The following is a 14085-nucleotide window of genomic DNA, read 5'->3' as shown; positions in this document are numbered from 1 at the left end:
GGCCCGGGTCTCCCTCACGGGACCCGGGCCCTGCCTATCCGGTGGCGTCCGTCACGCCGCGACCGGAACCTCCGGCGCCGCGCCGTTGGTGGCCGGCGACAGCGCCAGCTCCAGGACCTGGCGGACGTCGGTCACGGCGTGGACGTCGAGCTTGTCCAGCACCTCGGCCGGGACGTCGTCCAGGTCGGGCTCGTTGCGCTTGGGGATGACGACGGTCGTGACGCCCGCCCGGTGGGCGGCCAGCAGCTTCTGCTTCACGCCGCCGATGGGCAGTACCCGGCCGGTCAGCGAGACCTCGCCGGTCATCGCCACGTCCGTGCGGACCAGCCGGCCCGACAGCAGCGACGCCAGCGCCGTCGTCATCGTGACGCCCGCGCTCGGACCGTCCTTCGGCACCGCGCCCGCCGGGAAGTGGATGTGCACGCCCCGGTCCTTCAGGTCGGCGACGGGCAGCTCCAGTTCGGCGCCGTGCGAGCGCAGGAAGGACAGGGCGATCTGTGCGCTCTCCTTCATCACGTCACCCAGCTGGCCCGTCAGGGTCAGGCCCGCCGCGCCCGTCTCCGGGTCGGCCAGCGACGCCTCGACGTACAGGACGTCACCGCCCGCGCCGGTCACCGCGAGGCCGGTCGCGACGCCCGGGACCGCCGTACGCCGCTCGGACGGGTCCTGCGCCGACTCCGGCACGTGGTGCGGCCGGCCGATCAGCCCGCGCAGGTCGCCGTCGCCGATGGTGAACGGCAGCTCACGCTCGCCCAGTTCGTGCTGGGCGGCCACCTTGCGCAGGAGCCGTGCGATCGAGCGCTCCAGGGTGCGGACGCCCGCCTCACGGGTGTACTCGCCGGCGAGCTTGCGCAGCGCGCCCTCGGCGATCGCGACCTCGTCCGCCTTCAGTCCGGCCCGCTCCAGCTGACGCGGGAGGAGGTGGTCGCGGGCGATGACGACCTTCTCGTCCTCGGTGTAGCCGTCCAGGCGGACCAGCTCCATACGGTCGAGCAGGGCCTCCGGGATGGCTTCCAGGACGTTGGCGGTGGCGAGGAAGACGACGTCGGACAGGTCCAGTTCCACTTCCAGGTAGTGGTCGCGGAACGTGTGGTTCTGCGCCGGGTCCAGGACCTCCAGCAGGGCGGCCGCCGGGTCGCCCCGGAAGTCGGAGCCCACCTTGTCGATCTCGTCGAGGAGGACGACCGGGTTCATCGAACCGGCCTCCTTGATCGCGCGCACGATCCGGCCGGGCAGCGCGCCGACGTAGGTACGGCGGTGGCCGCGGATCTCGGCCTCGTCGCGGACGCCGCCGAGGGCGACCCGGACGAACTTACGCCCCATGGCGTGCGCGACGGACTCGCCGAGCGAGGTCTTGCCGACGCCGGGCGGGCCGACCAGGGCCAGCACGGCACCGCCGCGCCTGCCGCCGACGACACCGAGCCCCCGGTCGGTACGGCGCTTGCGCACCGCGAGGTACTCGGTGATGCGCTCCTTCACGTCCTCCAGACCGGCGTGCTCGGCGTCGAGGATCGCCTTGGCGCCCTGGATGTCGTAGGCGTCCTCGGTCCGCTCGTTCCACGGCAGTTCGAGCACGGTGTCGAGCCAGGTGCGGATCCACGACCCCTCGGGGGACTGGTCGGAGGACCGCTCCAGCTTGTCGACCTCCTTGAGCGCCGCCTCCCGGACCTTCTCGGGCAGGTCGGCGGCCTCCACCCGGGCCCGGTAGTCGTCGGACTCCTCACCGTCCTGTTCGCCGTTCAGCTCGCGCAGTTCCTTGCGGACGGCCTCCAGCTGACGGCGCAGCAGGAACTCGCGCTGCTGCTTGTCGACGCCCTCCTGGACGTCCTTGGCGATGGTCTCGGCGACGTCCTGCTCGGCGAGGTGGTCGCGCAGTTGCTGGGTGGCGAGCTTGAGGCGGGCGACCGGGTCGGCGGTCTCCAGCAGTTCCACCTTCTGTTCGGTGGTCAGGAAGGGCGAGTAACCGGAGTTGTCGGCGAGCTGGGACACGTCGTCGATGGCCTGCACCCGGTCGACCACCTGCCAGGCGGCGCGCTTGCGCAGCCAGGCGGTGGCGAGGGCCTTGTACTCCTTCACCAGTTCGGCGACCTGTCCGGGCAGCGGCTCGGGCACGCTCTCGTCGATCCGCGCGCCCTCGACCCACAGGGCCGCGCCCGGCCCGGTCGTCCCGGCGCCGATCCGCACCCTGCCGCGCCCCCGGATCAGGGCACCGGGGTCGCCGTCGGCCAGCCGGCCGACCTGCTCGATGGTGCCGAGCACACCGGTGCTCGCGTACGTCCCGTCGATGCGCGGCACCAGCAGCACCCGTGGCTTCCCGGGCTGCGACCGGGCGGCCGCTTGAGCGGCCTCCACCGCGGCGCGCACATCGGCGTCGTTCAGGTCCAGCGGGACCACCATCCCGGGCAGCACGACCTCGTCGTCGAGGGGCAGCACGGGCAGGGTGAGCGGTGTGGACGTCGAAGCCATGATCTCCCCTTAGGCAGTCAAGTTGAGTTATGCCGACTCAATGCACGGGGAGGCCCGAATGTTCCCGGCCCTTAGTTCGCTGTGAGCGATCAGCTGTCGCGGGTGCGGTGACCTCGGGCTTTCGTGGTCAACGGTCACCGGGGCCCGATCCTTCCCGCCCGTCCCGCCGTCACCGCCACGCAGCCCCACGCGTGGTCACCTCCGGCCGACCGACCCCGACTTCGCGTGCGCCGCGTGCCAGTGCCTGACGATCGGCCACATCGCGATGCCGATGGCCAGGGAGATGAGGTGGCCCCAATTGGTCAGCGGGTCCGTGAAGTTCAGGAGGCCTTGGAGCAGCATTCCGCCGAAGAGCGCCAGTACGGGCCACCGCAGCCACGGTCGCAGCAGCCCGGCCAGGGCGCCGGTACCGGTGGCGACGCCGAAGCTGATGCCGTAGTCGAGCCGGTGCAGCGAGCTGTCGGGAAGGTGGCCGACCAGCACCGCGAGCCCCACGGGGACCTCGGTCGCGAGGGTGGCCAGGGCGTGCCCGGTCAGGAAGACGAGGGCTGTGCGGACACCGCCGATCCGTCGTTCCAGCGCGGTCAGCACCAGCAGGAAACCGACCGTGTACGGCCCCAGGAAGCCGCCCGCGACCCACAGGGCGCTGGCGAGGAGCACCAGTACGGGCGTCCGCACGAGGTGCGCCACATCGGTGCTGGAGCCCTGGTGCAGGGCGTGGACGAGGTCGGGGTCGGCGTAGGCGGCAATGAGCGAGGTGACGGCCAGGACGGCCGCGTAGGCGAGGGTGAACGGGGTGCCGGTGGGGGTGGGCAGCAGGCGCCAGGGGCGCAGCGGACGGGTGCGCGGCGCGGTGGTCCCGACGGGGGTCGGCAGCACGGGCGCCGGCAGTGGCCTCACGGCGGTGGCCGGTCCGCGCTGGCGGGGCATCCCGTCCAGCAGCTCGGCCACCTCGGGCTCGGGAAACGGGCCCGTCACGCCCCCGACCGCAGTCCGTTCCAAGGTGAGGCGCTCCTTCCGTTTCCCCCACCTTCGGACCACGGATCACCCATGTCTGTGATCTACGCCACAGAACAGGGGATTCTCGGCAACCTCTCAACAAGTTCTCGCGTCTCACCTGTTCACGCATTCGAAGGCAATCCCCTCGGCCACCCCGCCCGGACCTGCCAGGATGGCTGGATGCCCACTTCGTACGACATCCCCGAAGTCCTGGACCGTCGCGAGGGGCCGCACGGCGAGATCGTGCTGCGGCGGCACGGCGAACTGCTCCAGATCATCGCCAACGGCTGTTTCCTCATGGACACCTCCGACGGACGCTCGGAGCGGCTGCTGGTCGACGCGGCGCTCGGCGCGCTGGACGGGCGGCCCGACCCGGAGGTGCTGATCGGCGGGCTCGGCGTCGGGTTCTCGCTCGCACATGCCGCCGCCGACCCGCGCCCGGGACGGATCGCCGTCGTGGAGCGCGAGCGCGCGATTATCGACTGGCATCTCGACGGCCCGTTGTCCGACTTCTCCGCGTCGGCCCTCGCCGATCCGCGCACCGAGATTCTGGAAACGGATCTCGTGACCTACGTACATGAGACTTCCGCCACGTATGACGCTCTGTGTCTCGACATCGACAACGGGCCCGACTGGACTGTCACCGAGGGCAACGACAGCCTGTACTCACCGGCCGGACTGGCGGGCTGCGCAGGGGTGTTGAGGCCCGGTGGGGTACTTGCCGTATGGTCCGCCCAGCCGTCTCCGGAATTCGAAGAAACCTTGCGTAATGCCGGATTCCAACAGGTGCGTACCGAAGAGATCCCCGTTGCCCGGGGCGTTCCCGACGTCGTGCACCTCGCCGTACGGCCTGGATAGCCGTGGCACGGTGACTCCCCGTACTCTGCTCACCTGACGCGGATCATTCAAGCGTCAATCGCAAGCATGCGCAGGCACAGCCAGTTAGCGGGATCACCCCACGGATTCCGGAAAGCAACTTTGGGGCGGGCGATGGAGCAGACACACACCTCCCACAACGGCACGGCGGCGACCCCCGGCGCCCAGCGCCGGGTCCTCGTGGTCGAAGACGATCCGACCATCGTGGACGCCATCGCGGCCCGTCTGCGCGCCGAGGGCTTCCTCGTGCAGACCGCGGGCGACGGTCCGGCGGCGGTCGACACGGCCGAGGCCTGGCAGCCCGACCTGCTGATCCTCGACATCATGCTGCCGGGCTTCGACGGCCTGGAGGTCTGCCGCCGGGTGCAGGCCCAGCGGCCGGTGCCGGTGCTGATGCTGACCGCGCGCGACGACGAGACCGACATGCTGGTCGGCCTCGGCGTGGGCGCCGACGACTACATGACCAAGCCGTTCTCGATGCGGGAGCTGGCGGCTCGCGTGCACGTGCTGCTGCGCCGTGTCGAGCGGGCCGCGCTGGCCGCCACGACCCCCCGGTCGGGCATCCTGCGCCTCGGCGAGCTGGAGATCGACCACGCGCAGCGGCGCGTACGGGTGCGGAGTGAGGATGTTCACCTCACTCCGACCGAGTTCGACCTCCTGGTGTGCCTGGCCAACACCCCGCGCGCGGTGCTCTCCCGGGAGCAGCTCCTCGCCGAGGTGTGGGACTGGGCGGACGCCTCCGGCACCCGCACGGTCGACAGCCACATCAAGGCGCTGCGCCGGAAGATCGGCGCCGAGCGGATCCGCACCGTGCACGGCGTGGGCTACGCCCTGGAGACCCCGACGCCATGAGCGACGGACCGGCCGCGCGGAGAGGCCCCGGGGAGCCCTGGGGCGGCGTACGTCCGTTCTCGATCAAGACCAAGCTGGGCGCACTCGTGATCATCGCGGTGCTGATCACCACCGGGCTGTCGATGATCGCGGTGCGCACCCAGACGGAGCTGCGCTTCATCACGGTCTTCTCGATGATCGCCACACTGCTCATTACGCAGTTCGTGGCACATTCGCTCACCGCGCCGCTGGACGAGATGAACGCGGTGGCCCGGTCCATCTCGCACGGCGACTACACCCGCCGGGTGCGCGACAACCGCCGGGACGAGCTGGGCGACCTCGCCGGCACGATCAACCTGATGGCCGACGAGCTGGAGGCCCAGGACCAGCAGCGCAAGGAGCTGGTGGCGAACGTCTCGCACGAGCTGCGCACCCCGATCGCGGGCCTGCGGGCCGTCCTGGAGAACGTCGTCGACGGCATCGCCGAGGCCGACCCCGAGACGATGCGCACGGCGCTGAAGCAGACCGAGCGCCTCGGCCGGCTCGTGGAGACGCTCCTCGACCTGTCCCGCCTGGACAACGGCGTCGTACCGCTGCGACTGCGGCGCTTCGAGGTGTGGCCGTACCTGTCCGGGGTGCTCAAGGAGGCCAACATGGTCTCCTCCGCGCGCGGCGGCATGGCGTCGGGCTCCGGCAGCCACACCCGCACCGACGTCCATCTGCACCTCGACGTCTCCCCGCCGGAGCTGACCGCGCACGCCGACCCCGAGCGCATCCACCAGGTCGTCGCCAACCTCATCGACAACGCGATCAAGCACAGCCCGGCGCACGGCCGCGTGACGGTCAAGGCGCGCCGCGGGGCACAGCCGGAGTCCCTGGTGCTGGAGGTCCTGGACGAGGGTCCGGGCATCCCGCGCTCGGACTGGCACCGGGTCTTCGAGCGGTTCAACCGGGGCGCCGTGAGCCGGCCGCACGGGCCGGGCAGCGACGGCGGCACGGGGCTGGGGCTGGCCATCGCGCGCTGGGCCGTCGATCTGCACGGCGGCCGGATCGGCGTGGCCGAATCCGATCGGGGTTGCCGGATTCTTGTCACACTTCCAGGGCAGCCATCCGTACCAAGTTGACGTAAAGTTCGAAGCGGAGCGTCAAGATCCACGTCTGTCCTGGCTGACGGACACGTGTGATCAGGTACGGACCTGCGCCTTTGGCGCGTCAGGTCGTGATCGCGCCTTCCCATCTGCGTTCATCCGAAGCGGAACCACACTTGTTTCCCGCCATTTCCAGGCCCGAAACACGCTTTCCGATGTGACTTACACGACGATGACCTTGCTCAGCCTGACCTTCCCGGCCATGGAGGCGTAGCCTTAATTCCCGCTGTCCATCACCTTGTGAAGCGGAAGAGGGCGGTTGCCGCCGTGTCGCCACAGTCCCCCAGTAACTCGAGCATCTCGACCGACGCAGACCAAGCGGGGAAGAACCCCGCGGCCGCGTTCGGACCGAACGAGTGGCTCGTCGACGAGATCTATCAGCAGTACCTCCAGGACCCCAATTCGGTGGACCGAGCCTGGTGGGACTTCTTCGCCGACTACAAGCCTGGGGCGGCCGCCGCCTCGGCTCCGGCGGGTACTGCGGCCGCGGGGGCCGCAGAGACCACCACCACGGCTCCGGCCGCTCCGTCGGTCCCCGCGCCGGCTCCCGCGGCCCCGAAGCCGGCGGCCGCCGCGCCTGCGGCTCCCGCCCCGGCCCCGGCCGCCGCGAAGCCCGCCGCGCCGGCGCCGGCCGCGAAGCCCGCTCAGCCGAAGAAGGCCGAGCCCGCCGCCGCTGCCGACGGTCCCGAGCTCGTGACGCTGCGCGGCCCCGCCGCCGCGGTCGCGAAGAACATGAACGCCTCGCTGGAGGTGCCCACGGCCACGTCCGTGCGCGCGGTCCCGGTGAAGCTGCTCTTCGACAACCGCATCGTCATCAACAACCACCTCAAGCGCGCCCGGGGCGGGAAGATCTCCTTCACGCACCTCATCGGGTACGCGATGGTGCAGGCCATCAAGGCCATGCCGTCGATGAACTACTCCTTCGCGGAGAAGGACGGCAAGCCGACCCTGGTCAAGCCGGAGCACATCAACTTCGGCCTCGCCATCGACCTGGTCAAGCCCAACGGCGACCGCCAGCTCGTGGTCGCGGGCATCAAGAAGGCCGAGACGCTGAACTTCTTCGAGTTCTGGCAGGCCTACGAGGACATCGTCCGCCGCGCCCGCGACGGCAAGCTGGGCATGGACGACTTCACCGGTGTGACGGTCTCCCTGACCAACCCCGGCGGCCTCGGCACCGTGCACTCCGTGCCGCGGCTGATGCCCGGCCAGTCGGTGATCATGGGCGTCGGCTCCATGGACTACCCGGCGGAGTTCCAGGGCACCTCCCAGGACACCCTGAACAAGCTCGGCATCTCGAAGGTCATGACGCTCACGTCGACCTACGACCACCGGGTCATCCAGGGCGCCGCCTCCGGCGAGTTCCTGCGGATCGTCGCGAACCTCCTCCTCGGCGAGAACGGCTTCTACGACGACATCTTCGAGGCCCTGCGCATCCCCTACGAGCCGGTCCGCTGGCTCAAGGACATCGACGCCAGCCACGACGACGACGTCACCAAGGCCGCCCGGGTCTTCGAGCTGATCCACTCCTACCGGGTCCGCGGCCACGTCATGGCCGACACCGACCCGCTGGAGTACCAGCAGCGCAAGCACCCCGACCTGGACATCACCGAGCACGGCCTCACCCTGTGGGACCTGGAGCGCGAGTTCGCCGTCGGCGGCTTCGCGGGCAAGTCCCTGATGAAGCTGCGCGACATCCTCGGTGTGCTGCGCGACTCGTACTGCCGCACCACCGGCGTCGAGTTCATGCACATCCAGGACCCGAAGCAGCGCCGCTGGATCCAGGACCGCATCGAGCGCGCCCACACCAAGCCGGAGCGCGAGGAGCAGCTGCGCATCCTGCGCCGGCTGAACGCCGCTGAGGCCTTCGAGACCTTCCTGCAGACGAAGTACGTCGGCCAGAAGCGCTTCTCCCTGGAGGGCGGCGAGTCCGTCATCCCGCTGCTGGACGCGGTCATCGACTCGGCCGCCGAGTCGCGCCTCGACGAGGTCGTCATCGGCATGGCCCACCGCGGCCGGCTGAACGTCCTGGCGAACATCGTCGGCAAGTCGTACGCCCAGATCTTCCGCGAGTTCGAGGGCAACCTCGACCCGAAGTCGATGCACGGCTCCGGCGACGTGAAGTACCACCTGGGCGCCGAAGGCACCTTCACCGGCCTCGACGGCGAGCAGATCAAGGTCTCCCTGGTCGCGAACCCCTCGCACCTGGAGGCGGTGGACCCGGTCCTGGAGGGCGTCTCGCGCGCCAAGCAGGACATCATCAACAAGGGCGGCACGGACTTCACCGTCCTGCCGGTGGCGATCCACGGCGACGCGGCCTTCGCGGGCCAGGGCGTGGTGGCCGAGACCCTGAACATGTCGCAGCTGCGCGGCTACCGCACCGGCGGCACGGTCCACATCGTCATCAACAACCAGGTCGGCTTCACGGCGGCTCCCGAGTCGTCCCGCTCCTCGATGTACGCCACCGACGTGGCCCGCATGATCGAGGCGCCGATCTTCCACGTGAACGGCGACGACCCCGAGGCCGTCGTCCGCGTTGCCCGTCTGGCCTTCGAGTTCCGCCAGGCGTTCAACAAGGACGTCGTGATCGACCTCATCTGCTACCGCCGCCGCGGTCACAACGAGTCGGACAACCCGGCCTTCACCCAGCCGCTGATGTACGACCTGATCGACAAGAAGCGCTCGGTGCGCAAGCTCTACACCGAGTCCCTCATCGGTCGCGGCGACATCACCCTGGAAGAGGCCGAGCAGGCGCTGCAGGACTACCAGGGCCAGCTGGAGAAGGTGTTCACGGAGGTCCGCGAGGCCACCTCGCAGCCGGCCGCCGCGGAGCCCTCGGACCCGCAGGCCGAGTTCCCGGTCGCCGTGAACACCGCGGTGACCTCGGAGATCGTCAAGCGGATCGCCGAGTCCCAGGTCAACATCCCCGACCACATCACCGTCCACCCGCGGCTGCTTCCGCAGCTGCAGCGCCGGGCGTCGATGGTCGAGGACGGCACCATCGACTGGGGCATGGGCGAGACCCTCGCGATCGGCTCCCTCCTGCTGGAGAACGTCCCGGTCCGGCTCGCCGGCCAGGACTCGCAGCGCGGTACGTTCGGCCAGCGCCACGCGGTCATCATCGACCGTGAGACGGGCGAGGAGTACACGCCGCTGCAGTACCTCTCCGAGGACCAGTCGCGGCTGAACGTGTACAACTCCCTCCTCTCCGAGTACGCGGCCATGGGCTTCGAGTACGGCTACTCGCTGGCCCGCCCGGACGCGCTCGTGATGTGGGAGGCCCAGTTCGGCGACTTCGTCAACGGCGCCCAGACGGTCGTGGACGAGTTCATCTCGTCGGCCGAGCAGAAGTGGGCCCAGACGTCCGGCGTCGTCCTGCTGCTGCCGCACGGCTACGAGGGCCAGGGCCCGGACCACTCCTCGGCCCGCCCGGAGCGGTTCCTGCAGCTCTGCGCGCAGAACAACATGACGGTCGCGATGCCGACCTCGCCGTCGAACTACTTCCACCTCCTGCGGTGGCAGGTGCACAACCCGCACCACAAGCCGCTGGTCGTCTTCACCCCGAAGTCGATGCTGCGCCTCAAGGCCGCCGCCTCGAAGGCGGAGGAGTTCACCAACGGACAGTTCCAGCCGGTCATCGGCGACTCCTCGGTCGACCCGGCCGCCGTCAAGAAGGTCGTCTTCTGCGCCGGCAAGGTCTACTACGACCTCGAGGCCGAGCGGAAGAAGCGCGGCGTCACGGACACGGCGATCATCCGCATCGAGCGCCTGTACCCGCTGCCGGGTGCCGAGCTCCAGGCCGAGATCGCCAAGTACCCGAACGCCGAGAAGTACCTGTGGGCCCAGGAGGAGCCGGCGAACCAGGGTGCCTGGCCGTTCATCGCGCTCAACCTGATCGACCACCTGGACCTGGCGGTCGGCGCCGAGGTCCCGCACGGCGAGCGCCTGCGTCGCATCTCGCGTCCGCACGGCTCGTCCCCGGCCGTCGGTTCCGCCAAGCGGCACCAGGCCGAGCAGGAGCAGCTGGTGCGTGAGGTGTTCGAGGCGTAAGCCTCCGGCGGTTCAGCCGACGCACAGGGCCCGGTGCCGAGTTCCCACTCGGCGCCGGGCCCTTCCTGACTGACAGGGGGGTCTTCATGGCCAAGCGACACACGAAGAAGATGCTGCGCCGGATGGGCAGCGGGGAGCCCGTCAGGGCCACGACCGCCCTCGGGTCCCTCGGGGCGCTCGCCCGGCTCGCCTTCTACGCCGAGCAGTTCGGGTACCGGTACGCGGACGCGGGGCAGGGCGCCGGGCCGGACGGACAGAAGGTCCAGATCCAGATCGTGCCCGACCCGAGCCCACAGGGCCGGGCGCGGGCCGCGGAGAACTGGGCGCGGTACCCGGACGCCGCCGACGGGGGCGCGCTGCCGCCGCTGGACGCCGACGCGGTCGCGCTGCTCAAGGCCCGGATCTCCTTCGACCTTGCCGGCCAGCTCACCGAGAAGCAGAAGATCGCGATCGCGGTGTTGGCGTTCAGCATCCTGAGCGTGGCTCCCGCGATCAAGATCGGCATAGGCGTCGGCGTAGGCATCTGGGCCTTGCTGATGGCTTTCGTCGCCGGCCTCGCCTTCTACGGCCGGCGCTACACCGCCAGGACCGCCGCCCGACTGGAGGCCGCCGGGCTCACTCTGGTGACCGATCGCATGGGGCGGCAGCGGTACCTTCCGCCCACCGGTCAGATCGGCTGAGGCTCGAAGTCCCAGTACGGCCGCTGCCGTTCGAGGATGTGCCGGGTCTGCGGGTGGTCGGCGCCGAGCCGTGAGGTCAGCCGGGCCACGGTGTCCCGGTGCAGCGCCTCGGACTCCTCCCGCTCGCCGATCTCGGCCAGGTCCAGTGCGAGACCGGCCCGCAGGCTGATGGTGAGCACGTGCGCGTCGCCGAGGACCCGCGCGGAACGCTCGGCGGTCTCCCGGCCCAGCGCCGCCGCGGCCTCGATCTCTCCTACGCCGGCCAGCGCGGCGACCTCGTTCTTCGCGCAGCCGATGGCCCAGGGGTGGTCCCGGCCCACCGCACGCCGCATCTGGGACGTGGTCTGCCGGGAGAGTGCGAGCGCGGCCCGGTGCTCGCCCATGTCCCGCATGACGGTGGCGACGTTGTCCCGCGCACCGATGGCGTACGGGTGGCGCTCGCCGAGCTGGGCGGCGTACTGGGTGGCGGTGGCCTCGGCCAGGCCCCTGGCCTCCTCCGTGAGCTCCAGGTCGCGCAGCAGCATCGCGTAGTCGCAGGACGCCATCAGCGTCTCGGGGTGCACGGGGCCACGGCGGCGGATCAGCTTCTCGCGCACGCCGCGCAGCATGGCGTGGGCGAACTGGAGGTCTCCGACGCGGCGGGCGCACAGCGCGAGGTTGTGCTCGGCGAGCAGGGTCTGGCTGTGGGTGCGGTCCAGGACCTGGCTGTGGACCCGCGAGTTGTGGCCCTGGATGGTCAGCGCCTCGCGGTAGCTGCCGAGCAGCCGCAGCATCCAGGCGGTGCGCAGCGAGGAGTTGAGGGTGAGGGCGTCGCGCTCGCCGAGCAGGTCCAGGCGGGCCTCGTAGATCTTGCGGTGCAGGGCGAGGGACTCGGTGTAGTGGCCCTGGAGGCCGAGGGCGACGGCGAGGTTGCTGCGGATGGCGAGGGTGCGCGGCACCTGCTCGCCGCCGAGTTCGGCCGCGGCGCTCGCGGCGGCCTCGTCGAACAGGGCGCGGGCCTCCGGGTAGCGGCCGAGCGCCATCAGGGTGCCGCCGAGGCCGTCCTTGGCGCGGATCACCTCGATGGGCCGGACGTCGTCGGAGCGTTCGAGCCGGCCGAGGATCTCGCGGCCCACGGTCTCCGCCTCCGTGTACCTGCCCAGCCGGCGCAGCATGTTGGCGAGTTGGTGGACGGCGATGAGCACCGAGCGGTCGGTGTCACCCGAGGTGCCCCGCCAGTGCTCCACGGCCTGGCGGCTGAGCCACCAGCCGTCGTGGTACTCGCCGCGCATCCGCAGGTACTCGATGCAGTTGAGGACCAGTTCGCGGGCGGCGTCGTCGGCCGATCGCAGGGCCCCGGAGGGTTCCAGGTGCGGGATGAGGGCGGCGTAGCGGGCCCAGTTGCCGGCCGAGGAGGAGTCGCGGGGGTCGGCGGAGACGAGGACCCTGCGGGCGGCGGCCGAGTAGCGCTCGGCGTCGGCCGGTGACTGGATGGACCGTACGAAGCGGTGGAAGAGGCGGTGCATCCGCAGCGTGCCGACGGTCTGGGTGTCCATGCGCGGCCCGGCCTCGTACTCGATCCGCATGGAGGTGATCTCGGAGAGCCGGCGCAGCGCGGTGTTCCAGCTGCTGGGCTCGGCGATCAGCTCGTCCAGTTCGGCGGGCAGGTCGCCGTGCCGTGCGGTCTGCAGCAGCCGTACCGGCACCACGTCGTGGGAGAAGCAGACCAGCAGGTTGAGCAGCTGCCAGGCGGATTCCGAGCCGTCGCGCAGGGTGTTGACGAGTTTCGCCCAGGCGACCTCGAAGCTCTCCGGGTAGTGGCCGGAGGCCATGACGCCGAAGCGGTCGGGGCGGCCGTCGCGGATGTCCCGGATGTAGTCGTCGACCGGCACGGTCGGGTTGATGTCGAGCCAGGCGGCCGTCTGGTCGAGCAGCAGCGGCATGTCCTCCACGGCCTCGGCGAGCCGCTCGGCCTGGAGGTCGCTGAGGCGCTCGGTGCGGCGCCCGGCGAAGGCGACGCTCTCACGGCGTTCGAAGACGGGTACGGCGATGTTCTTGGCGTGGGCGCCCCACTCGCTGCGGTGGGTGGTGACGAGGATGTGGCCGCGTCCTTCGGGCACCAGGTCGATCAGCCGCTCCGGGTCGCCTGCGCCGTCCAGGACGAGCAGCCAGGGCCGGGCGGTGCGGTCGAGTTCCCGGCGGACGGCGGTGATGGTGTTCGCGAGGTCGCCGGAGTCGCGCAGGTCCAGGGCGGCGGCGAGGTCGGCGAACTGCTGGCGGGCGGTGACGCGTTGGGCGGCGTTGATCCACCAGACGATGTCGTACTCGCCGGCGAACCGGTGGACGTACTCCAGGGCCAGCTGGGTCTTGCCGAAGCCGCCGGGGCCCAGCAGCGCCACGGCGGCGCCGGTGGGTCCGGCGGCGGAGAGGGCGCCGTAGACCTTCTCGAGCAGTTCGGTGCGGCCGACGAAGCGGAGGTTGCGGCGCGGGACGTGCCAGATGTCCGGCGGGTCGTCGGGGAAGCGGGGGCCTCGGCGCAGGTCGATCAGGACGCCGGGGGCGGGTATGCCGGCGCATTCCAGGACCCGGCCGCGCGCCACCTCGGGGCGCAGTCCGCGCAGTTCGACGGGGGCGAGGGCGATGACGGCCTCGGGCATGGGGCGGGCGGTGATGCTGACGGCGGCGATCCGGTCCTGGTAGATCGGCAGGACCTGGCGCAGCGCCTCGGCCCAGGCCTCGAACCGCTCGCTGCCCAGCCGTTCGTGCCAGTCGTCGATCACCAGCAGGACGCGCCCGGGTGCGCTGAGCAGGCTGGTGAAGGCCTCGGCGGTGGGCGGTCGGCGCAGCGGGTTCCACCTGATCAGCGTGGTGCCCCGTCCCGCGGCCCGGATCTGGTGGTCGATCCACTTGGCCCAGGACTCGCTCTGTCCGGCGAAGACCACCGTGACGTGTCCGAGTTCCGCCGCCATCTCGCCGTTCCCCCTCGACTGAACCTGGTCACGTCCGTGCACAGGTCATTCAATTGTGCGTCAAATCGGTGCCAGAGGTAATGAGTTGAG

8 protein-coding genes are annotated in these 14085 nt (G+C 70.7%); 5 read left to right on the top strand and 3 right to left on the bottom strand.

The genetic code is table 11. The features are described from left to right. Positions 1–51: 51 nt before the first annotated feature. Together lon and ACFZBP_RS33795 are read right to left on the bottom strand one after the other, a co-directional pair. Positions 52–2466 carry an endopeptidase La gene (gene lon / locus ACFZBP_RS33800; protein WP_391418833.1) on the bottom strand — a complete coding sequence of 805 codons (2415 nt, stop codon included), beginning with the start codon at positions 2464–2466 and terminating at the stop codon, positions 52–54. Between the two features lie 195 nt (positions 2467–2661). Beyond that, entirely contained in the window at positions 2662–3468 is an 807-nt protein-coding gene (locus ACFZBP_RS33795; protein WP_391418831.1) for a rhomboid-like protein, read from the bottom strand. Between the two features lie 177 nt (positions 3469–3645). On the opposite strand from ACFZBP_RS33795, the gene ACFZBP_RS33790 reads away from it, so the two are divergent. The 5 genes from ACFZBP_RS33790 to ACFZBP_RS33770 all read left to right on the top strand — a co-directional run bounded on the left by ACFZBP_RS33790 (position 3646) and on the right by ACFZBP_RS33770 (position 11047). Beyond that, entirely contained in the window at positions 3646–4323 is a 678-nt protein-coding gene (locus tag ACFZBP_RS33790; protein ID WP_391419092.1) for a spermidine synthase, read from the top strand. Between the two features lie 132 nt (positions 4324–4455). Next, a complete protein-coding gene (locus ACFZBP_RS33785; protein WP_003997964.1) occupies positions 4456–5193 on the top strand; it encodes a response regulator transcription factor in 738 nt (245 codons plus the stop codon). After that, a complete protein-coding gene (locus ACFZBP_RS33780) occupies positions 5190–6296 on the top strand; it encodes a sensor histidine kinase (protein ID WP_383451830.1) in 1107 nt (368 codons plus the stop codon). The genes ACFZBP_RS33785 and ACFZBP_RS33780 overlap by 4 nt, the downstream gene beginning before the upstream one ends. 291 nt (positions 6297–6587) lie before the next feature. Then, positions 6588–10367, top strand: a complete 3780-nt coding sequence (locus tag ACFZBP_RS33775; protein ID WP_391418829.1) for a multifunctional oxoglutarate decarboxylase/oxoglutarate dehydrogenase thiamine pyrophosphate-binding subunit/dihydrolipoyllysine-residue succinyltransferase subunit — start codon at positions 6588–6590, stop codon at positions 10365–10367. Between the two features lie 86 nt (positions 10368–10453). After that, on the top strand, positions 10454–11047 hold the full coding sequence (locus tag ACFZBP_RS33770; RefSeq protein ID WP_391418827.1) for a hypothetical protein: 594 nt from the start codon (positions 10454–10456) through the stop codon (positions 11045–11047). Here ACFZBP_RS33770 and fxsT read toward each other — a convergent pair. Further along, positions 11035–13995, bottom strand: a complete 2961-nt coding sequence (gene fxsT / locus ACFZBP_RS33765) for an FxSxx-COOH system tetratricopeptide repeat protein (protein WP_391418825.1) — start codon at positions 13993–13995, stop codon at positions 11035–11037. The two genes, ACFZBP_RS33770 and fxsT, sit on opposite strands and share 13 nt — an antisense overlap. Positions 13996–14085 lie beyond the last annotated feature (90 nt).

The organism is Streptomyces sp. NPDC008086 (assembly GCF_042957325.1).
Taxonomy (GTDB): domain Bacteria; phylum Actinomycetota; class Actinomycetes; order Streptomycetales; family Streptomycetaceae; genus Streptomyces.
This window is presented reverse-complemented; position numbering and strand designations above follow the sequence as displayed.

Coding starts and splice junctions, on each gene's coding strand:
- lon (WP_391418833.1), bottom strand. CDS start 2,466: ATGGCTTCGACGTCCACACCGCTCACCCTGCCCGTGCTGCCCCTCGAC.
- ACFZBP_RS33790 (WP_391419092.1), top strand. CDS start 3,646: ATGCCCACTTCGTACGACATCCCCGAAGTCCTGGACCGTCGCGAGGGG.
- ACFZBP_RS33785 (WP_003997964.1), top strand. CDS start 4,456: ATGGAGCAGACACACACCTCCCACAACGGCACGGCGGCGACCCCCGGC.
- ACFZBP_RS33780 (WP_383451830.1), top strand. CDS start 5,190: ATGAGCGACGGACCGGCCGCGCGGAGAGGCCCCGGGGAGCCCTGGGGC.
- ACFZBP_RS33770 (WP_391418827.1), top strand. CDS start 10,454: ATGGCCAAGCGACACACGAAGAAGATGCTGCGCCGGATGGGCAGCGGG.
- fxsT (WP_391418825.1), bottom strand. CDS start 13,995: ATGGCGGCGGAACTCGGACACGTCACGGTGGTCTTCGCCGGACAGAGC.